Annotated in this window: 18 protein-coding genes; 11 read left to right on the forward strand and 7 right to left on the reverse strand. The window is 72.3% G+C overall.

Annotated features, from left to right (window positions below):
- Positions 1-37 precede the first annotated feature (37 nt).
- Positions 38-1,165: a histidinol-phosphate transaminase gene (locus KBZ08_RS07295; RefSeq protein ID WP_254972230.1), complete on the forward strand. Its 1,128-nt coding sequence runs from the start codon at positions 38-40 to the stop codon at positions 1,163-1,165.
- On the opposite strand, the gene KBZ08_RS07300 is transcribed toward KBZ08_RS07295, so the two are convergent.
- On the reverse strand, positions 1,149-2,231 hold the full coding sequence (locus KBZ08_RS07300) for a glycosyltransferase (protein ID WP_254972231.1): 1,083 nt from the start codon (positions 2,229-2,231) through the stop codon (positions 1,149-1,151). The two genes, KBZ08_RS07295 and KBZ08_RS07300, sit on opposite strands and share 17 nt — an antisense overlap.
- Positions 2,232-2,308: 77 nt before the next feature.
- Between KBZ08_RS07300 and KBZ08_RS07305 the strand changes: the two genes are divergently transcribed.
- From KBZ08_RS07305 to KBZ08_RS07320, 4 genes are all read left to right on the forward strand, one after another.
- Positions 2,309-3,100: a hypothetical protein gene (locus KBZ08_RS07305; protein WP_181279948.1), complete on the forward strand. Its 792-nt coding sequence runs from the start codon at positions 2,309-2,311 to the stop codon at positions 3,098-3,100.
- Positions 3,101-3,103: 3 nt separating this feature from the next.
- The gene (locus KBZ08_RS07310) at positions 3,104-3,829 is read left to right on the forward strand and encodes a response regulator (protein ID WP_106219415.1); all 726 of its coding nucleotides are present in this window, start codon (positions 3,104-3,106) and stop codon (positions 3,827-3,829) included.
- Positions 3,807-5,204, forward strand: a complete 1,398-nt coding sequence (locus tag KBZ08_RS07315) for an ATP-binding protein (RefSeq protein WP_254972232.1) — start codon at positions 3,807-3,809, stop codon at positions 5,202-5,204. Before KBZ08_RS07310 ends, KBZ08_RS07315 begins: the two co-directional genes overlap by 23 nt.
- Positions 5,205-5,302: 98 nt before the next feature.
- Positions 5,303-5,710 (forward strand): hypothetical protein, encoded by a 408-nt coding sequence (locus KBZ08_RS07320; protein WP_254972233.1) that lies wholly within the window; start codon positions 5,303-5,305, stop codon positions 5,708-5,710.
- A gap of 43 nt (positions 5,711-5,753) precedes the next feature.
- Here KBZ08_RS07320 and KBZ08_RS07325 read toward each other — a convergent pair whose 3' ends face one another.
- Positions 5,754-6,959 (reverse strand): phosphoglycerate kinase, encoded by a 1,206-nt coding sequence (locus KBZ08_RS07325; RefSeq protein WP_106219412.1) that lies wholly within the window; start codon positions 6,957-6,959, stop codon positions 5,754-5,756.
- A 140-nt stretch (positions 6,960-7,099) separates the two neighbouring features.
- Here KBZ08_RS07325 and KBZ08_RS07330 point away from each other — a divergent pair, with 140 nt between their 5' ends.
- Genes KBZ08_RS07330 through KBZ08_RS07355 form a run of 6 tightly spaced genes read left to right on the forward strand, consistent with a single transcriptional unit; the run spans position 7,100 to position 11,739 of the window.
- Positions 7,100-7,483 (forward strand): universal stress protein, encoded by a 384-nt coding sequence (locus KBZ08_RS07330; protein WP_106219411.1) that lies wholly within the window; start codon positions 7,100-7,102, stop codon positions 7,481-7,483.
- Positions 7,483-8,451 (forward strand): ribosome biogenesis GTPase YlqF, encoded by a 969-nt coding sequence (ylqF, locus tag KBZ08_RS07335; protein ID WP_254972234.1) that lies wholly within the window; start codon positions 7,483-7,485, stop codon positions 8,449-8,451. Before KBZ08_RS07330 ends, ylqF begins: the two co-directional genes overlap by 1 nt.
- The gene (locus tag KBZ08_RS07340; protein ID WP_254972235.1) at positions 8,451-9,401 is read left to right on the forward strand and encodes an RluA family pseudouridine synthase; all 951 of its coding nucleotides are present in this window, start codon (positions 8,451-8,453) and stop codon (positions 9,399-9,401) included. Before ylqF ends, KBZ08_RS07340 begins: the two co-directional genes overlap by 1 nt.
- 42 nt (positions 9,402-9,443) lie before the next feature.
- A complete protein-coding gene (locus KBZ08_RS07345) occupies positions 9,444-9,716 on the forward strand; it encodes a hypothetical protein (RefSeq protein WP_254972236.1) in 273 nt (90 codons plus the stop codon).
- Positions 9,717-9,721: 5 nt separating this feature from the next.
- A complete protein-coding gene (locus tag KBZ08_RS07350; protein ID WP_254972237.1) occupies positions 9,722-10,021 on the forward strand; it encodes a hypothetical protein in 300 nt (99 codons plus the stop codon).
- On the forward strand, positions 10,018-11,739 hold the full coding sequence (locus KBZ08_RS07355) for a TolC family protein (protein WP_254972238.1): 1,722 nt from the start codon (positions 10,018-10,020) through the stop codon (positions 11,737-11,739). Before KBZ08_RS07350 ends, KBZ08_RS07355 begins: the two co-directional genes overlap by 4 nt.
- On the opposite strand, the gene KBZ08_RS07360 is transcribed toward KBZ08_RS07355, so the two are convergent.
- Genes KBZ08_RS07360 through KBZ08_RS07380 form a run of 5 tightly spaced genes read right to left on the reverse strand, consistent with a single transcriptional unit; the run spans position 11,700 to position 19,085 of the window.
- Entirely contained in the window at positions 11,700-11,915 is a 216-nt protein-coding gene (locus tag KBZ08_RS07360; RefSeq protein WP_106219406.1) for a hypothetical protein, read from the reverse strand. The two genes, KBZ08_RS07355 and KBZ08_RS07360, sit on opposite strands and share 40 nt — an antisense overlap.
- Complete coding sequence (locus KBZ08_RS07365; protein WP_106219405.1) at positions 11,912-13,207, reverse strand: NHLP bacteriocin system secretion protein; 1,296 nt, start codon at positions 13,205-13,207, stop codon at positions 11,912-11,914. Before KBZ08_RS07365 ends, KBZ08_RS07360 begins: the two co-directional genes overlap by 4 nt.
- 8 nt (positions 13,208-13,215) lie before the next feature.
- A complete protein-coding gene (locus KBZ08_RS07370; RefSeq protein WP_254972239.1) occupies positions 13,216-14,856 on the reverse strand; it encodes a GMC family oxidoreductase in 1,641 nt (546 codons plus the stop codon).
- 9 nt (positions 14,857-14,865) lie between these two features.
- Entirely contained in the window at positions 14,866-17,574 is a 2,709-nt protein-coding gene (locus KBZ08_RS07375; RefSeq protein WP_396122382.1) for an MGH1-like glycoside hydrolase domain-containing protein, read from the reverse strand.
- Positions 17,571-19,085: a GMC oxidoreductase gene (locus KBZ08_RS07380; protein WP_254972240.1), complete on the reverse strand. Its 1,515-nt coding sequence runs from the start codon at positions 19,083-19,085 to the stop codon at positions 17,571-17,573. Before KBZ08_RS07380 ends, KBZ08_RS07375 begins: the two co-directional genes overlap by 4 nt.
- Positions 19,086-19,087: the final 2 nt, after the last annotated feature.

A 19,087-nucleotide genomic window follows, 5' to 3' on the forward strand; every position in this document is an offset into this window, starting at 1 on the left:
ATGTTCTCTGGAGCCGGTGCCAGCCCTCCACCCGGCGATGGGGACGCCTGAACCGCCGGATCCCCATGGCGGCAACCTGCAGGCGGCCGCCCGGCGGCTCGGCTGCCGCCCGGAGCAGTTGCTCGATGCCAGCGCCTCCCTGGTGCCCTTCGGGCCGCCGCCCCGGCTGCGGCGCCTCCTGATCCGGTCCCTCGGCAGCGATCTGCGGGACTACCCCGACCGGGACTACGCCGCCCTGTGCGAGGCCATCGCCGCCTGGCACGGCCTGGATCCTGCCCGGGTCCTGCCCGGCAATGGGGCCGCTGAGCTGTTCACCTGGGCGGCCCGGGACGCGGCGGCCGGCGGCCTGAGTCTGCTGCCGTCGCCGGGGTTCGCCGACTACCGCCGCGCCCTGGGCTGCTGGGGCGGTGCCTGGCGTTCCCTGCCGCTGCCGCTCGACTGGTCCGGGGCCGGGCCGGGCCCCTGGCCCCTGGCTGAGGCCGCCGTCGAGGCTGTCGGGTCCGGCGCCGCCGTGCTCTGGCTCACCAATCCCCACAACCCCACCGGCCAGCTCTGGAGCCGGCGCTCGCTGGAGCCCCTCCTGGAGCGGTTCGCCCTGGTGGTGGTGGACGAGGCGTTCCTGCCGCTGGTGCCCGGCGGGGAGGAGCAGTCGCTGGTGCCGCTGCTGGCGGACCACCCCCGGCTGGTGGTGATCCGCAGCCTCACCAAGCTCTTTTCGATCGCCGGGCTGCGGCTCGGCTACGCCCTGGGCGACCCGGGGCGGCTGGCCCGCTGGGCCGGCTGGCGTGATCCCTGGCCCGTCAACGGACTGGCGGCGGCGGCGGGCCGGTTCCTGCTGGCCGATCAGGCTGGCCTGCGGCGCTGGCAGGGGCGGGTGCAGCGCTGGGTGGCCGCCGAAGGGGCCTGGCTGGCGGCCCGCCTGGCGGCGCTGCCGGGCCTGGAGCCCCTGCCCTCGGCTGCCAACTACCTGCTGGTGCGCAGCCGCCCGCCGGCCGCGTCGCTGCAGCCGCTGCGGCTGGCGCTGGAGCGCCGCCACCGGATCCTGGTGCGCGACTGCCGCTCCTTCGAAGGCCTGGGGGAGGACTGGCTGCGGATCGCCGTCCAGGACAGGGCCGGCAACCGGCGCCTGCTGGCCGCCCTGGAGCGGATCAGGCGCGGCCGATGAGCTGCTCCAGCACCTGCACCAGCCGGCGGTCGGCGTCCCGCACCGCCAGGGTCCCCATGCCGTCGCCCATCGCCACCAGGGGGTCGGCGGCGGCGGTGCTGCCCCGCAGGCGGGGCCCCAGCAGCCGCCAGACGGCCCGCTCCAGGGCGGGCTGCCCGGGGTCGTGCTGCCAGACGATCACCGCGGCACCCACGGCGGCGGCGGCGGCGGCGTTGGCGTCCTGATGGCGGTCGGCGGCCTGCGGGAAGGGCACCAGGATCGCCGGGGTGCCGCAGACCGCCAGCTCGCTGAGGCTGCCGGCACCGGCGCGGCTGATGGCCAGGTCGCAGTGCTGCAGCAGGCCCGGCAGCTCATCACTGAAGGCCCGCTCGACCACCCCGTCGAGGTGCAGCTGGCCGGCGTCCGGATCCTGGCTGCCGGTGAGGTGGACGATGCGGCAGCCGCTGGCCGCCAGCAGCGGCAGCAGGGGCCGCACCATGCGGTTGAGGCGCAGGGCCCCCTGGCTGCCCCCCATCACCAGCAGCAGGGGGCCGGCGCCCCGGGGCACCCACCCCGGCAGGGCCGCGGGGGTGAGGAACGCGCGCCGCACCGGGGTGCCGCACACCAGCGGGCGGCAGCGGGGCAGCCGCTCGACCGCCTGGGGCAGGCCCACCGCCACGCGCGTGCACAGGGGCCCCAGCAGCCGCGTCACCCGGCCCGGGACGGCGTTGCTCTCGTGCAGCACCACCGGCACCCCGCACCAGCGGGCGGCGAGGATCGCCGGTGCGGCGATGTACCCGCCACTGCTGAACACCGCGCTCACCCCTTCCCGCCGGATCAGGCGCCGCACCGGCAGCACGGCCAGCAGCAGCTGGAGCAGGTTCCAGAGCCTGCGCAGGCCTTTCCCCTGCAGCCCCCCGGCCCGCACCGTGTGCAGGGGGTAGCGGCTGGGCACGAGCTCGGTCTCCAGCCGGTCCGGCACCCCCAGCCAGTGCACCTGCCAGTCGTCCGGCAGGGCCTCGGCCACCGCCAGGGCCGGGAACAGGTGGCCACCCGTGCCGCTGGCGGCGATCAGCAGGGTCGGCATGGGCGGGTGGGACGAGCGCGCCTAACTTAAAAGCCGACTCCGGTGCGCCCACCGCCGCCCCGGATCCCTCCCTCTCCATGGCTCCATCCCGCCCGCTGCCCGCCCCCCTGCCCCCGGTCCGGACGCCGCAGCGGCTCGCTGCCTGCCTGGTGGGCCTGGCGGTGGCGGCCGGCGCCGGTGGCCCCGCGGTGGCGGCACCCCCGTCGGCGGCCCAGCTGCAGGCCCTCGAGAGCGCCCTGAACAGCAGTTCCGACACGGCCCTGGCGGGCCTGCTGCAGGCCGGCCCCGGCCTGGATCCGGCCCAGCTGGAGAACCGTCGCCGCCTGCTGCGCCAGCAGTTCCCCGATGCCCGCTGGCAGCTGAGCTCCGGCAGCCAGCTGCGGGACGGCCAGCCCACGGTCACCCTGCGGGTGGAGGGCACCCGGCGCCAGGGCGGCACCACCTACCGGCTGGAGGCGGAACAGCTGCTTGCCCTGCAGAGCGACGGCACCCGCATCAACGGCCAGACGGTGCTGCGGGAGAAGTCCCTGCTGCGCACCGGCGAGAAGCCCCTGCCCGTGAGTCTGCTGATCCCTGATGCGGTGCTGACCGGCCAGCGCTACGACGTCGACGTGATCTTCGACGAACCGCTCGACGGAGCCCTCGCCGCTGGTGGCATCACCGCCATCACCCCCCAGCAGCAGGCGGCGATGGCCAGCCCCAGCCTGGAACTGGGGGCGCTGGGTGGCGGTGGCCTGTTCAAGATCGTCCAGGCCCCCCTGTCCCCCGGTTCCCAGACCTGGGCGGTGCTGCTGGTCCATCCCGACGGCATCGTCAGCGCCACCAAGCGGGTGCGGGTCGTCGCCGATCGCAAGTCGCTCGAGCCCTGAGCCATGGCTCGACCGCATCGGATCTGGGTGGTGGATGACGATCCGGAGCTGCGCCAGCTCCTGTCCACCTACCTCGGGGAGCAGGGCTACGAGGTCCGCTGCATGGGGGACGGCGCCCAGCTGATGGCCCGGCTTGAGGGCCAGCGTCCCGACCTGCTGGTGCTCGACCTGATGCTCCCCGGCGACGATGGCCTCAGCCTGCTGCGGCGGCTGCGGGACGGGGCCGACGACCTGCCGGTGCTGATGCTCACGGCCCGGGCCGATGCGGTGGATCGCATCATCGGCCTGGAGCAGGGGGCCGACGACTACCTGGCCAAGCCCTTCCTGCCCCGGGAGCTGACCGCCCGCATCGAGGCCGTGCTGCGCCGTCGCGGCACCCTGCCCGGCGGATTGCCCCAGCCCGACGGGGAGCGGATCGCCTTCGGCGACCTGGAGGTGGACCTGGCGGCCCGCACCCTGGAGCGCCACGGGGAGGCGCTCACCATCACCGGCGGTGAATTCGCCCTGCTGGCGGCGTTCGTGCAGCACCCCCACCGCCCCCTGTCCCGGGAGCGGCTGATCGAACTGGCCCGGGGCCCGGGCAGCGACACCGACAGCCGCAGCATGGACGTGCAGGTGTCACGGCTGCGGCGGCTGATCGAGCCGGAGCCGGCCCGGCCCCGCTACGTGCAGACGGTCTGGGGCTACGGCTACGTGTTCGTCCCCGATGGCAAGCCCCGTCAGTCCTGAGCGGGGCCGTCGGCCGTCGTTCCGGCGCACCCTGGGATACCTGCTGGCGGGCACCGGTGCCGCCGCCTTCTGCCTGCTGCTGCTGCAGCTGCTGCTGGGTCGCCGGCTGGCCCAGCAGCAGCTGGTCCAGACCGGCTCGGAGGTGGCCGCGAACGTGGTGCTGGGGGAGGTGGCCCTGGAACGCTTCAGCCCCGAGGTGCTCGGCCAGATCAGCGGCATGCAGCTGGTGGTGGGCCAGCGGCCGGAGCCGGCGGCCAGGGACGGCCGTGGGGGGGACCGGCGGCTGCGTTGGCAGACCCTGCGCCTGCAGGAGGTGCTCTGCCGCCGCCTGGGGCGCTGCCCGGCGGTGCTGCCGGCCTCGTCGCCGCGGCGGGGGGTGTGGGTGGAGATGGCGTCCCCCCTGGAGCGGGCGTGGCTGTTCGTCGCCCTGCCCTCCCCCCGCGGCTGGCCGCCCGACCCCCTGCTGCTGACCCTCTCGATCGGCCTGGGGGCCCTCGGGGCGCTGCTGCTCTTCCTCACCCTGGAGATCCAGCGGCCCCTGACCCGCCTGCAGGAGGCCCTGGCCGACGTGGGTCTCGAGGCCCTGCCCGGCGCCCTGCCGGACCAGGGGGCCCCGGCGGTGCGCCAGCTGATGGCCCGCTTCAACGCCATGCTGCTGCGGCTGGAGGAGGCCGGCCGGGAGCGCACGACGATGCTGGCCGGCATCGCCCACGACCTGCGCAGCCCCCTCACCCGGCTGCGGCTGCGCCTCACTCTCGCCGCCGAGGGGCCGATGGCGCCGCAGGAGCTGGAGCGGGCCCAGGCCGACATCCGCTCGATCGAGCGGATCACACGCCAGTTCATGATTTTCGCCGGCGCCGAAGCCGACGAGACGCCGGTGCTGGTGCCCCTCGATGCCCTGGTGGCCGAGGCGGCGGCGGCGGTGGGCGAGGTGCCCCTGGAGCTGGATCTGGAACCGCTGGTGCGGCGGGTCCGTCCCATCGCCGTGGCGCGGGCGGTGGGCAACCTGCTTGACAACGCCCTCACCTACGGCCGGCCGCCCCTGCGGCTGGTGCTGCGGCCCCTGGGTCCGGCGGACGGGGAGGGGCGGCCCCAGGGGGAGGGCGGAGCGGTGGAGAGCGGCTTCGAGATCCAGGTCTGGGACTGCGGCGAGGGCATCGACCCGCAGCAGTGGCGCAAGGCCATGACCCCCTTCCAGCGGCTCGACCGGGCCCGCGGCGGGGAGGGGCACTGCGGTCTGGGCCTGGCCATCGCCGCCAAGGTGGCCCGGGACCACGGCGGGGACCTGCGTCGGCTGGAGGCCACCGCCGCGCTCGAACCGCCGCCGGGACGCTTCGCCGTGGCGCTGCGCGCCTGGCCCCTGGCCGGGGGGTGAGCGACCTTCAGTTGCATCCGGTCATACCTGGCCGGTGGCCAGTCTGATCGCCGTCACACTTGCCGGTCACCATGAATGTGTTCAGTTCATCTCCTCCCATGCCCTCCTCCCTGCTCCAGCCCCTTCGCGTCGCCGTCCTGGCGATGGTCCTGGGCACCACCGGTGTCGCCATGGCCCAGAGCGGCCCCACCCCGGCCGGCCGTCCCACGCCCGCCCAGATGCAGAAGATCTTCCCCGAGCAGAAGCGCCTCGCCCTCAGCGACCAGCAGGCCCGCATCGCCATCCTTCAGCGCGGTGAGCGCTGCCTGTCCGCCGCCGGCAGCAGTGAGGCCCTGCGCACCTGCATGAAGGAGCAGCGCAGTGCCAGCCAGCGCCAGCGGGAGCAGCACCGGGCCGCCATGAAGGCGCTGTTCGAACGCAACGGCATCCCCCTGCCCCAGTGGGGCAAGGGGGAGCGCAAAGGGGGCTGGGGGGAGGGGCGCCGTCCAGGCCCCGGCAGCATCTGAGCTGTCTTCAGGGCCGGTCCGGACCGGCCCTGAAGGCAGGGCCTCAGGCTTCGTCGAGGGCGGCCACGCCGGGGAGCACCCGGCCCTCCAGCAGCTCCAGGCTGGCGCCGCCACCGGTGGAGATGTGGCTCATCTTCTCGGCCACGCCCACCTTCTCCACCGCGGCCACGGAGTCACCACCGCCGATGATCGTGCAGCAGCCCTTGGCGCTCAGGTCGGCCAGGGTGTGGGCGATGGCATTGGTGCCGGCGGCGAAGGCGTCGAACTCGAACACGCCCATGGGGCCGTTCCAGATCACGGTCTGGCAGTCGGCCAGGGCCGCCTGGAAGGTCTTGACCGAATCGGGGCCGATGTCGAGGCCCATCCAGCCGTCGGGGATGGCGTCGATCGCGGTGGTCTGGCTGTTGGCGTCGGGGGCGAAGTTGTCGGCCAGCACCACGTCGGTGGGCAGCAGCAGCTGGACGCCCTTGGCGGCCGCCTTGGCTTCGAGTTCCTTGGCCAGCTCCAGCTTGTCCTCCTCCACCAGGGACTTGCCCACCGCCAGGCCACGCGCCTTGTAGAAGGTGAAGATCATGCCGCCGCCGATCAGCACCTTGTCGCACTTGTCGATCAGCGACTCGAGTACGCCGATCTTGCTGCTCACCTTGGAGCCGCCCACGATCGCCGCCAGGGGACGCTTGGGCTCATCGATCGCGCCCTGCAGGTACTGGAGCTCCTTCTCCATCAGGAAACCGGCCACGCTGGGGCTCAGGTACTTCGTCACGCCCTCGGTGGAGGCGTGGGCCCGGTGGGCGGCGCCGAAGGCGTCATTGACATAGACGTCGGCCAGGGCGGCCAGCTTCTCGGCGAAGGCGGGGTCGTTCTTCTCCTCCTCGGCGAAGAAGCGCACGTTCTCCAGCAGCACCACGTCGCCATCGGCCATGGCGGCCACCTTGGCCTCGGCGTCGGGGCCGATGCAGCTGTCGGTCTTGGTCACGGGCTTGCCCAGCAGTTCGCTCAGGCGGGCCGCCACCGGGGTGAGCCGCATGGACTCGTTCACCTGACCCTTGGGCCGGCCGAAGTGGGCGGCCAGCAGCACCCGGGCGCCATGGTCGATCAGGTGGCGCACGGTGGGCAGGGCGGCCCGGATGCGGGTGTCGTCCGTGATCGCCCCGGCATCGTCCAGGGGCACGTTGAAGTCGACCCGAACCAGCACCCGCTTGCCGCGGAGATCGTCGGCGCTGAGGCTGGAGAGGGATCGCTTCGCCATGATTACGGATAAGGAAAGGCGGGGGGAGATTAGCCTCCGGCGTCTCCCGCTCCGCCGCCGCCGCGATTCGGTTCTTCCCACCCCCGCTCCCTGGCCCCCGCAACGGTCGGCGCTAGGACAAGAGGGCCGGGCCTTCCGCCATGTTCGACACCGTCCTGTTCCCCATCGACCAGAGCCGCCAGACGATGGAAACGGCGGCCGTCGCCCTGCAGCTCGCCCAGCGCCACGGCAGCCGTGTCGTGCTGCTGTCGGTGGTGGAGGCCGAGGAGGGGGTGATGCACGATCCCGCCGCCGTGGCTCAGCTGCTGGAGCAGGCCCGCGCCAGCTTCACCCAGGCCGGTGTGGCCTGCGAGGTGCTGGAGCGGGAGGGAAAGCCGGCCTTCGTGATCGGCGACGTGGCCGATGAGATCAATGCCGATGTGATCGTCATGGGCACCCGGGGCATCACCCTCGAGGGCGATCACCAGAGCACCGCCGCCCGGGTGCTGCAGCTGGCGCCCTGCCCGGTGCTGGTGGTGCCCTGATGCCGGACGTCGGCGACACGGTCCGCCTCAGCACCGCTGCCCCACCGATCCAGTGGTACCCGGGCCACATCGCCAAGGCGGAGAAGGCCCTCAGCGCCAACCTGGAGAAGGTGGACCTGGTGATCGAGGTGCGCGATGCCCGCATCCCCCTGGCCACCGGCCACCCGCGGCTGCAGCGCTGGATCCGGGGCAAGCAGCACCTGCTGGTCATCAACCGCCGTGACATGGTCAGCCCCGCGGCCCGTCTGGCCTGGGATGGCTGGTTCCGCCAGCGGGGGGAGGTGCCCTGGTGGTGTGACGCCAAGGTGGGCACCGGCGTCAAGCAGCTGCAGTCGGCGGCGATCCGGGCCGGCGAGGCGCTCAACGCCCGCCGTGCCGGCCGGGGCATGAAGCCGCGCCCCGTGCGGGCCCTGATGCTCGGCTTCCCCAATGTGGGCAAGTCGGCGCTGATCAACCGGCTGGTGCGCCAGAAGGTGGTGGAGAGCGCCCGCCGCGCCGGGGTCACCCGCAGCCTGCGCTGGGTGCGGCTGGGTCAGGACCTCGACCTGCTCGACGCCCCCGGCGTGCTGCCCCCCCGCCTCGATGACCAGCTGGCCGGGCTGCGGCTGGCCCTCTGCGACGACATCGGCCAGGCCTCCTACGACGGCGAGGCGGTGGCCCAGGCCTTCCTGCGCCTGCTGGCCCAGCTGGAGCCGGTGGCGGCGGCCGGCGTGGCGCCGGGACTGCTGGAGCGCCGCTACGGGGTGGCGGTGCCGCCGTTGCCCGGAGCGGATCCCGAGCGACCGATCCCCGATGCCGAAGCCTGGCTCGCGGCGGCGGCGGCCCGCCACACCAGCGGTGACACCCCCCGCATGGCCCAGCGGCTGCTGGATGATTTCCGCCGCTCCCTGCTGGGGCCGATCGCCCTGGAACTGCCGCCCCCGGGGCCGCCCCCCGAGCGGCCTGCCCAGGAGCCGCCCTCCAGCTGATGGGCGCCTTCGGGGAAGGCGAAGGGGAGCTGCTGAGGCTCCATTACCCGAAGCCGCTGCCGATGCGGCTGGATCGCTGGCTGGTGTCCCAGCGGCCCGAGCAGAGCCGGGCCCGGATCCAGAAGTTCATCGATGCGGGCTACGTGCGGGTCAACGGGGTCACGGGCCGGGCCAAGACGCCCCTGCGCACCGACGACACGGTGGAGCTGTGGATGCCGCCGCCGGAGCCCCTGCCCTACCTGGTCCCCCAGCCGATGGCGCTGGATGTGCTGTTCGAGGACGAGCATCTGATCGTGATCAACAAGCCCGCCGGACTCACGGTCCACCCGGCCCCCGGCAACAAGGACGGCACCCTGGTGAACGGCCTGCTGCACCACTGCCCCGACCTGCCGGGCATCGGCGGCGAGATGCGGCCGGGCATCGTGCACCGCCTCGACAAGGACACCACCGGCTGCATCGTGGTCGCCAAGAGCCAGGAGGCGCTGGTGAAGCTGCAGGTGCAGATCCAGAAGCGCATCGCCTCGCGGGAGTACCTGGCGGTGGTGCACGGCCGGCCGGCGGCCGAGAGCGGCACGATCGTGGCGGCCATCGGCCGCCATCCGGTGGACCGCAAGAAGTACGCCGTGGTGACCGACACCACCGGACGCCATGCCTGCACCCACTGGCGCCTGATCGAGCCCCTGGGCGACTACGCCCTGCTGCGCTTCAAGCTCGACACGGGGCGCACCCACCAGATCCGGGTGCACTGCGCCCACACGGGCCACCCGATCGTGGGGGATGCCACCTACGGCCGCTGCCGCAAGCTGCCGGTGGCGCTTGCCGGCCAGGCCCTGCACGCGGTGCGGCTTGCCCTCGACCACCCGATCAGCGGCGAGCGGCTGGTGTGCGAGGCGCCCCTGCCGGAGGTGTTCGAGACGCTGCTGCGGGCCCTGCGGCGACGGTCGTCCTGAGGGCGTTGCTGCGGCAGACTTGAAACCCTGGATCCCGGTCCCATGGCCCCGCCGCCGCGACGGCTGTTCGTCGACCAGTTCTTCGTCGGCTGGGTGTATGGCCCCTGGGTGGTGGCCGGCCTGCTGGTGATCCTGGCCTTGCGGCTCCTGCTGGCGGAGGATTTCAACCTCCACAGCCACGCCTGGGGGCTGTTCGGCAACGCGGCGATCTGCTTCTCGATCGGCTGCGTCTGCCAGCTCTCCTGGGCCATGGCGCGCGTCGGCGCCGTGCGCCAGCTGGAGCAGCATCTGCGCCGGGAGCTGGGCCTGCGCTGATGGCGATGACCCGCTCCCAGCTCGGCCTGGTTGTCACCCTGCCCTGGCTGGCCGCCGGGGTGGTGCTGCTGGCGATGACGCGCCTTCAGGGCGAGACCCGCGAGGCGCAGCTGGGCCTGTTCGGCAGTGCGGCGATCTGTTTCTCGATCGGCTGTCTGGCCCGCACCAGCCTGGGTCTGCACGATCTGATGCAGGCCCGCACCGCCACCGCCACGTCACCCGCCACCCCGACGCCACCCCTCCCGCCAGCCGCCGCGCCATCGGCCCCGTCCCTGGGTCCGCCCCCCGGGACACGCCGGCCGTGATCCGGCGTCAGCTCCGACACTGCCTGGCCCCGGCCCCGGCCCTGGGCCTGGCGCTGGCGGCGCTGCTGGCCCAGGCCTGGGGCCAGGAGCTGATCGCCGCCCCCCGGCCCCGGCGCCTGCCGCCCCCCTCGCCGGCGCTGCTGCGCAGCCTCCAGGGGTTCCAGGAGGACCTCGAACGGCTCGACCGCACCCTGCTGCCCGCCGCGCCCGAGGCCGGCGAAGCCGGGGAGCCGGATGGTTCCATGCCCGGCCCGCCCGATCCGGCCCTGCTGGCCCCACTGCTGCCAGCCCCGGCGGCGAACGCCCTGCCCGAGGTGCCCGAGGCGGTGCGGATCGCGCGGCGCCAGCGGCTCAGCCTGGCCGAGGCCCTGGCGGTGGCGGTGCGCAACGATCCCGATCTGGCCGCCGCCGGGCTCGGCGTGCGCGAGCAGCAGGACCTGGCCGGTTCGGCCCGGGGGCGCCGCTGGCCAGAGCTGGGCCTGAACCTGGCGGGTGGTTTCAGTCAGCAGCGTTCCTACAACCAGGTCTGGACCGACAACGCCGGCATCTATCCGTCGGGCTCCCCGTTTCTGGTCCGCAACCAGGGCTGGAATGTGGTGCAGTCCAATGTTGGTGCGGCCGCCGCCCGGGTGGAGCTGGCCTGGGAGCTGCTCAGCCCCTATCGCGCCGCCGCCATCGCCGAGGCCGACGACAGCCTCAGGGCCTCCCGCCAGCGCTACGCCGACCGGTTGCGCCAGCTGCAGCTGGATGTGAGCATCGCCTACTACGGCCTGCAGCTTGCCGACCAGCTGCTGCGGATCCGCCGGGCCGTCGTCGAGAGCGACACGGTGGTGCGCGACCAGGTGGCGGCCCTCCAGCAGGCGGGCCTGGTGCCGCGGCTGGACCGGCTCCGGGCCGAGGCCGCCCTGCAGCAGAGCCGCTACCGCTTCGAGCAGGCGGAGGCCCTGCAGCTGAGTCGCCAGCGCCAGCTCAGCAACCTGATCAACGTGCCCTTCGACGTCAGCCTGCGGGCCAGCGATGCGGTGCGGCTGCAGCCCCCCTGGCCCCTCGATCTGGAGCAGACGATCGTGCGCGGCTGGCAGGACAACCCCCAGCTGCGGGCCCTGCAGGCCGCCCGCGACGCCCTGCTGCGCCAGGCCGACCGCCGCGCCGCCGAGCTGCTGCCCAGCCTGCGGCTGGTGGCCACCGGCGGCTACGGCCAGGGGCTGATCACCCAGCCCGTGATCCGGCTGGAGGGCTGCTGCAGCTCCGCCCTCATCCCCCAGCTGCTCAACCAGCGCTCCGACTGGGCGGCGGGCCTGCAGCTGCACTGGCGCTTCTTCGACGGCGGCGTCACCGCCGGCGCCGTGGCCGCCAGCCGCAGCGCCGCCGCCCGCACCGACCAGCAGCTGGCCCGGGAGCGCAACGCCATCCGCCAGCGCCTCGAGGCCGCCTTCTACGACCATCGGGCCGCCCTGCGCCAGATCGTGGCGGCCCGCGCCTCCTACAGCGCCTCCCGCGAGGCCTTCCGCGACGTGCGGGCCCGCTACCAGCTGGGGCTGGCCGACTACAGCGATGTGGCCGACACCGTCGCCACCCTCACCGGGGCGATGGAGGGGGTGGCCGAATCCACCACCCTGGCCAATGTCAGCTACGCCCAGCTGCTGCGCGAACTGCTCCCGGTGCCGGACCGGCCCGATCAGCCGGTGGCGCTGCCGCTGGTGCTGGGCGGTTCCTGAGCGTCGCTCTGGCGTTGCTGCAGCCGCTGCCAGCGGCGCTGGCGCCAGGCGAACGAGCGCCACAGCAGCACCACCAGCAGGGCGGCGAACCAGAACCACACCTCCGGGGCATTGGCGTGCAGCAGCACCACCAGCAGGGCCGCCTCCACCACCAGCCAGGGAAGTTCGCGGGTCATGGCAGGGCGTCCCGCTGGCGCAGGGGCGGCTGGTCCTGGCGCTCCTGCTGGCGCAGGGTGCGGTAGCTGCCGGTGAGGTCGCGCAGCAGCGGCAGCAGGTAGCTGACCGGCGGGCGCCATTCCACGTAGCCGTGGGCCTTGAGCGTCAGCCCCTCGCGGATCGGAAAGACGCTGCTGCCGCGGCTGAGGGTCCAGCGATAGCCGTCGACGCCGGAGCCGCCACCCCCGGGCAGCAGGGCGATCTCGGTGCGCATCACCGGCCCGTTGCGCACCAGGGCCTCCGCCAGCTGGGGGTTGCCCAGGGTGGTGTTGACGTCCTCGCGGGTGGCGGGCAGCAGGTTGATGCGGCGGACGCGGCCGCGGATGCCGCCGAAGCGGCCCCGCTCGTTCCAGTCCGGTACCACCTCCATGGCCAGGCCGGGTTGCAGGCGGCGGGCATCGGCCGGGGCGAAGTAGGCCACCGCCTGCAGGGCCTGGCCGCCGCCGTCGGCGTTGCCGCGGTCGGCCCGGGGACTCCCCAGGGTGCCGAGGCGCTGCCCGGGCTTCACCGTCTGGCCCCGCACCACCTGCAGATCCAGAAGCCGCCCGTCCCGGGTGGCGGTGAGGGTGCCGTCGTAGGTCAGGCGGGTCTGGGTGACCCGGACGGCGCGGCGGGCGTCCTCGATGGCGAAGCGCCGCCGTTGGGCTTCGGTGTCGATGGCGAGCCGGACCTTCTCCCAGGCGTCGATGGCCTCCCGCTGCCGGATGCCCAGCTCGGCGACGCTGTTGTCGAGCTGGATGGCCCGGTCCTCACTGGCCACCACCTCCGCGGCCAGGGGGGCCACCACCTCGCGGCGGGCCAGATGGCGGAAATCGGCCACCTTCTGGTCATAGACGCGACGCAGGGCGTCCAGGCGCTCGCGGTTGCCCTCCAGCTTGGCCAGGGCGGTGTCCCGCAGCCGCCGGGCCGAGGCCAGCCGCGCCCGGTCGCGCCGGTCGAGATCGGCGTTGATGCGGATCAGCTCGGCCAGGTCCTTCTCCTGGCGGCGCAACTGTTGCTCCAGGGTGGGCAGGTAGAGGCGCACCAGGGTCTGGCCCCGGCGCACCCGCTGGCCCTCCTGTACCGGCAGGCTGAGGATCTGACCTTCAGCCCGGGAATCGATCACGGTGGCGCCGCCGGGCACGATCACCACCCCCCGGCCGACCACTTCGGTGGGCACCGGCCAGAACAGGAACCACCCGGCCGTCAGGGCCCAGGCGGTGCCCAGGGCCACCAGCACCCGCCGCTCCGACGTTTCCTCCGGCGTGTCCATCGCCACCCTCAGCCCCGCAGCCGTTCCACCAGGTGGGTGCCCACCCGCAGGGCATTGGCGATGGCGGTGAGGGAGGGGTTCACGGCGCCGATCGTCGGCATGAAGCTGGTGTCGACGACGTAGAGGTTGTCGAGCTCGTGGGCCTTGCAGTCGAGGTCGAGCACCGAGGTGGCCGGATCGCTGCCGAAGCGGCAGGTGCCGGCCTGGTGGCCCACGGCGGCGATGCCCATGCTGTTGGCGATGTAGAACTGGCGCTCCACCAGGTGCTTGCGCAGGTAGAGGCGATCCAGCAGCCCCTCGAGGCGGCTCACCAGGCGCGCCGAGGCGGTGAGGTTGTTGGGGGTGTAGCTCAGCTGGATCTGGCCGCTGCCGGTCACGGTCACGCGGTTGTTCGGATCGGGGAGATCCTCGCTGGAGATCCAGAAGTCGAGCGCATGTTCGGCGATCTTGTCCATGCTCCAGCCGGGCATCATGAACGTTTCCAGGGGCGCGTAGCCCTTCATGATCGTGCCGTTGGTCTTGCCCGTCATCTGGATGTTGCCCATGGGGTAGTCGAAGTCGGCATCCCCGAGATACCAGTCGTTGATCGACACCGTTTTCTGGAAGATGGTGCGGTTCGGCTCATGGGCCAGGGCCACCATCGCCTTGCTGTTGTGGAACATGTAGTGGCGCCCCACCTGGTCGGAGCCGTTGGCCAGGCCCCGGGGGTGGCGGTCGTTGGCCGACAGCAGCAGCAGCCGGGCGCTGTTGGCGGCGCCGCAGCTCACCACCACCACATCACCGCTCACCGTGAGCGGCTCGCCATCCCGCTCCAGCTCCACCCCGGTCACCGTGCGACCGGTGGCATCGGTGCACAGCCGTTTCACCTGGGCCCGCGTCAGCAGGGACACGTTCGGCTGCGCCAGGGCCGGCCGCATGCCCAGCACCTCCGCGTCCGACTTGGCGTGTACCAGGCACGGGAAGCCATCGCAGCAGTTGCACTTGCGGCAACGGCTGAAGGCCATGTGGGCCTCATCGAGCTGGACGCCGCTGGGGGCGTGGAAGGGGTGGAGCCCGGCGGCGCGCAGGTCGTCGACCAGCTGCTGCATGCGCGGCTCGTGGGCCACCGGCGGATGGGGGTAGGGGCCACTGCAGGGCGGCTCGGTGGGATCCTCACCGCGCTGGCCGTGCACGTGGTACATCTCCTCGGCTTTCTGGTACCAGGGCTCGAAGTCGGCGTAGCGCAGGGGCCAGGCCGGCGAGGTGCCATCGAAGTGGGCCAGCTCCTCGAAGTCCTGCTGGCGCAGGCGGAAATGGGCGGCGCCGTACATCTTGGTGGCCCCGCCGACGAAGTAATGGCTGCCGGGCTGGAAGGGTTTGCCGTGCTTGTCGAGCCAGGGATCCTTCGACACGTAGCGGTTCTGCTGGAACACCGCTTCGGCGTCCCAGTTCTGGGGCTCCTGGGGCAGCCAGTCGCCCCGCTCCAGCACCAGCACCTTCAGGCCCGTGGGGGCCAGGTGGCGGGCCAGGGTGCCGCCGCCGGCGCCGCTGCCGATGATCACCACGTCGAAGTGGGCGCCGTGGCTCACCTGCAGCTGCTCGGCCTGGGGCAGGGGCGAGGTGTACGGGCTCGGACCGGCGACCGGTGCGCTGGAGGACGGGGTGCGCATGGTGGGGGATCAGCCTTCGGGATAGCGGTGGAGCTGGTTGAGCATCTTGCAGACCATGGCGCTCCATCCGGTCTGGTGGGAGGCACCCACTCCGCTGCCATTGTCGCCGTGGAAGTATTCGTTGAACAGGATCAGATCGCGCCAGTGGGGATCGGTCTGGAACAGCTCCACATCTCCCAGGAAGGGACGACGGCCACGGCCGTCGCGGCGGAACAGACCCACCAGCCGCTTCTCCAGCTCCAGGGAGGCCTCCCAGAGGGTGATCCAGTGCCCTGAACGGGTGGGGAACTCCACCTTGAAGCTGTCGTCGTAGAAATGGGCGAACTTCTGCAGCGATTCGATCAGGAGGAAGTTCATCGGCATCCACACCGGCCCGCGCCAGTTGGAATTGCCCCCGAACATCGCCACCGGGCTGTCGGCCGGGCTGTAGGCGAGGGTCTGGCTCTCGCTGCCTTCGGTGTAGGTGTAGGGGTGCTGTTCGTACACCTTGGAAAGGGAACGGATGCCATGGGGGGAGAGGAACTCCTCCTCATCGAAGAGCCGCTCGCAGATGCGCTGCAGCCGCTCCCTGGGCACCAGGGTGAACAGCACCCGTTCGTTGTTCCAGATCGCCAGGTTTTCCACCACCCAGGAGGGCGTGGTGCGCTCGTGGGTGAACCAGGCCAGGGCGTTGGTGACATCGAGCATCGGCAACCGTGCCACCGTGTCAATGTCGAAGCTCTGCACCGCCAGCAGGGGAACCAGGCCCGAGATGGAGCGGGTGCGCAGGTAGTCGACGCTGCCGTCGGGACGCTTGATGACGTCGTAGTAGAAGCCGTCCTCCTCATCCCAGTTGAGGTAATTGCGGCCGGCGGGATTGTTGAGGGCGATCGCCAGCTGCACGAAATCCACCACGAACCGCTCGCAGATGTCGGCGTACTCCGGCTCCTCGCGGCTCAGCTCCACGGCGATCTGCAGCAGGTTGAGGCTGAGCGAGGCCATCCAGGCCGTGCCGTCGCACTGCTCGATGATGCTGCCGTCGGCGAGGGGGAAGCGCCGATCGAACACGGCGATGTTGTCGAGCCCCAGGAATCCCCCCTCGAACACGTTGTCGCCGGAGCGGTCATTGCGGTTGGCCCACCAGCCGTACTCCAGGATCAGCTTGCGCAGGGCGGCGCGCAGGAAGGCCAGATCGGCGGCATCGCTGTTCTTGCGATCGATCTGATAGATGCGCATCGCCGCCCAGGCCCCGATCGGGGGATTGGGGTCCGAAAGGGCCCACTCATAGGCGGGGGTCTGGGCGTTGGGGGCGGTGTACTGGGGCTTGCGCAGCAGCATGCACTGCTCCTTGGCCGTCGCCGGATCGAAGACGGCGAAGGCCACGGCGTGGAACATCAGATCCCACTGGCAGAAGTAGGGGTACTCCCAGCAGTCCGGCATCGAGATCACGTCGTGGGCGTGCAGCCGCTGCCAGTAGGCGTTCGGGCCGCGGCGGCGCTCCGGCGGCGGCGGCGTGCCGGTGGGGTCGCCTTCGAGCCAGCGCATCACGCTCCAGCCGTAGTACTTCTTGCACCACAGCAGTCCGGCGGTGCCCGCCAGGTGGATGCGGCGGTCGTCCTCGGACAGCCCCGGCACCCGATGGTCGAAGTACTCCAGCCATTCCCGCTCCCGTTCGCTGAAGATCGCCTCGAACGTCTCCCCGAGCTCGGCCGGGCCCGGCGCGGGGCCGTCGAGCCGATGCAGGCGCAGCTCCACCAGCCACTCCTCGCCGGCGGCCAGGGTGCGCTGCAGCACACGCCCCGCCTTGCTGCCCACCAGGGCCGGGTTCACCGCGCCGGTCTCCCCGTCGACCACATGGCGATGGAAGCCGTCCTTCTGGAAGGGTGTGGCGTTGGGCTGGCCCCAGAGTCGCTCGCTGTTGGTCTCGTTGTCGGTGAAGATCCAGGTGCCGGGTTCCCGGCAGTCGAGCTGGTACACCCCCAGGTGGGGGAGCGCCTCGGTGACGATCGAAGGACCGCCGGCGTCACCGAGGGGGCGGATCCGGCGCTCGACCTCATCGGGATAGCCCCAGCGCCAGGTGTTGCGCAGCCACAGGCTGGGCAGCAGGGTGAGCGGGGCGGGATCGGGGCCGCGGTTGGTGGCGCGGATGCGGATCAGCAGGTCTTCCGGGCCGGCCTTGGCGTACTCGATGAGGACATCGAAGTAGCGGCTCTCGTCGAAGAGGCCCGTGTCGACCAGTTCGTACTCGGGCTGGTCGCGGCCGCGCCGGCCGTTCTCCGCCAGCAGATCGGCGTAGGGGAACTCCCGCTGCGGGTACTTGTACAGGCCCCGCATGAAGCTGTGGGTGGGGGTGTTGGCGAGATGGAAGAAGTAGTCCTTGAGGTCCTCGCCGTGGTTGCCTTCGGGATTGCCGAGGCCGAAGGGCCGTTCCTTGAGGATCGGATCCACACCGTTCCAGAGGGCCAGCGAGAAGCACAGGCGGCACTGGTCGTCGCAGAGGCCCAGCAGGCCGTCCTCGCCCCAGCGGTAGACGCGGGAACGGGCGTGGTCGTGGGGGAAGGAGCGCCAGGCGTCCCCGTCGGCGGAGTAGTCCTCGCGCACGGTGCCCCACTGGCGCTCGCTGAGGTAGCTGCCCCACAGGCTCCAGGGGGCGAGGCCGTGGTCGCGCTCGGCCATGCGCCGGGTCTCCGACGGGGTGATGGCGTCGATCGCGGCGGGGCTGGGGACGCTGGCCGTCACAGGCAGGCCTTCAGGGCGGCGCCGATGCGCAGGGCATTGGCGATCACGGTGAGCCCCACCCCCACCGACGGACAGGAGGGCAGCACGCTGGCATCGACGATCCAGAGGTTGGCCAGCTCGTGGCTGCGGCCGTCGAGGTTCACCACCGAGGTGGCCGGATCCGAGCCCATGCGGCAGGTGCCGCAGGCGCCGCCGATCACCGGCAGGGGGGCTTCGCCGCGGGGATGGGTGGGGGCGGCCTTGGCCACCAGGGTCAGGGGGTCGGCCTCCACGGCCTTGAGGCAGTCGATCCAGCGGTAGACGAGCCGGTCGTGGGCCTCCCGGTTGTTGGCCGTGTAATGCACCTGCAGGTTCTGACCCCGCAGGGCGACCCGGTTGTGGGGATCGGGCCGCACGGCGCTCATCGCCCACCAGGTGATCGAGCGGGCGGCCAGCTGCTCGAGGCCGAAGTCCGGCAGCAGGCGGGTCACCAGGGAGAGCACCGGCGGTGACTCGGCGAACAGGGCGTCCTGGAGCACCCCGCCGCCGCTCTGGATCGAACCGAGCGGGAAGTCGACGTTCTTGTCACCCCAGTAGAAGTCGGTGATGCCATGGCCGCGGGCGTAGCGGCCCGAGGTGGGGGCGGCCGCCAGCTGCAGGATCGAGGTGAGCTGGGGCTTCATCAGGTTGCGGCCCACCTGGTCGGAGCCGTTGGCCAGGCCGCGGGGGTGGTGGTCGGTGGCGGAACGCAGCAGGATCTCCGGTGTGCCGATGGCCCCGGCGGCCAGCACCACCTGGTGGCTGCGGAACAGCCAGCGCTGGTGGTCGATCTCCACCTCGACGCCCCGCACCTCCTGGCCCGAGGGGTTGACGTGCAGCTGCAGCACCCGGGCGTTCTCCCTCACCGTCACGGTGCTGGAGCCGCGCGCCGGATCCACGCCGAACAGCTCGGCATCCCCGGTGGGATCGACCGCCGACTCGGACCAGCTCAGGGGCAGGTCGTAGGGATGGAGCCCCTGGCGCTCGAAGGCGGCGCGCAGTTCCACCAGGAACGGCTCCACCGGCCGCGGCTCGGCCGGATAGGGACCCTCCCGCCCGGGGGCGGTGGGGTCGGCACCGGCCACGCCATGGACCCGATAGAGGGCTTCGGCCCGCTCGTACCAGGGGGCCAGGTCGGCATAGCGCAGCTGCCAGTCCGGGGACGGACCCTCCTGGAGCGCCACGCCGGTGAACTCCGGCTCCCGCATGCGCTCGAGCACGCCCCCCCAGATCTTGGTGTTGCCGCCGATGGCATGCACCATCTGGGGGGAGAACGGGTCACCGTCGGTGCCGAACCACTTCTCGTCGGGGTGGTAGCGCGGCTTGCGGAACAGCCCCACCTCGGCGACGTTCTGATCCGCCTGGGGCATCACCCCACCACGCTCCAGCAGCAGCACCGTGTGACCCCCGTCGGCGAGGGCGGCGGCCAGGGTGCCACCACCGGCGCCACTGCCGATCAGGATCACGTCGTAGTGGGTGTCGTCGATGATCATGG

This window comes from Cyanobium sp. Candia 9D4 (assembly GCF_024346155.1).
Classification (GTDB): Bacteria; Cyanobacteriota; Cyanobacteriia; order PCC-6307; family Cyanobiaceae; genus Cyanobium; species Cyanobium minutissimum.

Coding starts and splice junctions, on each gene's coding strand:
- KBZ08_RS07295 (WP_254972230.1), top strand. CDS start 38: ATGGGGACGCCTGAACCGCCGGATCCCCATGGCGGCAACCTGCAGGCG.
- KBZ08_RS07300 (WP_254972231.1), bottom strand. CDS start 2,231: ATGCCGACCCTGCTGATCGCCGCCAGCGGCACGGGTGGCCACCTGTTC.
- KBZ08_RS07305 (WP_181279948.1), top strand. CDS start 2,309: ATGGCTCCATCCCGCCCGCTGCCCGCCCCCCTGCCCCCGGTCCGGACG.
- KBZ08_RS07310 (WP_106219415.1), top strand. CDS start 3,104: ATGGCTCGACCGCATCGGATCTGGGTGGTGGATGACGATCCGGAGCTG.
- KBZ08_RS07315 (WP_254972232.1), top strand. CDS start 3,807: ATGGCAAGCCCCGTCAGTCCTGAGCGGGGCCGTCGGCCGTCGTTCCGG.
- KBZ08_RS07320 (WP_254972233.1), top strand. CDS start 5,303: ATGCCCTCCTCCCTGCTCCAGCCCCTTCGCGTCGCCGTCCTGGCGATG.
- KBZ08_RS07325 (WP_106219412.1), bottom strand. CDS start 6,959: ATGGCGAAGCGATCCCTCTCCAGCCTCAGCGCCGACGATCTCCGCGGC.
- KBZ08_RS07330 (WP_106219411.1), top strand. CDS start 7,100: ATGTTCGACACCGTCCTGTTCCCCATCGACCAGAGCCGCCAGACGATG.
- ylqF (WP_254972234.1), top strand. CDS start 7,483: ATGCCGGACGTCGGCGACACGGTCCGCCTCAGCACCGCTGCCCCACCG.
- KBZ08_RS07340 (WP_254972235.1), top strand. CDS start 8,451: ATGGGCGCCTTCGGGGAAGGCGAAGGGGAGCTGCTGAGGCTCCATTAC.
- KBZ08_RS07345 (WP_254972236.1), top strand. CDS start 9,444: ATGGCCCCGCCGCCGCGACGGCTGTTCGTCGACCAGTTCTTCGTCGGC.
- KBZ08_RS07350 (WP_254972237.1), top strand. CDS start 9,722: ATGACCCGCTCCCAGCTCGGCCTGGTTGTCACCCTGCCCTGGCTGGCC.
- KBZ08_RS07360 (WP_106219406.1), bottom strand. CDS start 11,915: ATGACCCGCGAACTTCCCTGGCTGGTGGTGGAGGCGGCCCTGCTGGTG.
- KBZ08_RS07365 (WP_106219405.1), bottom strand. CDS start 13,207: ATGGACACGCCGGAGGAAACGTCGGAGCGGCGGGTGCTGGTGGCCCTG.
- KBZ08_RS07370 (WP_254972239.1), bottom strand. CDS start 14,856: ATGCGCACCCCGTCCTCCAGCGCACCGGTCGCCGGTCCGAGCCCGTAC.
- KBZ08_RS07380 (WP_254972240.1), bottom strand. CDS start 19,085: ATGATCATCGACGACACCCACTACGACGTGATCCTGATCGGCAGTGGC.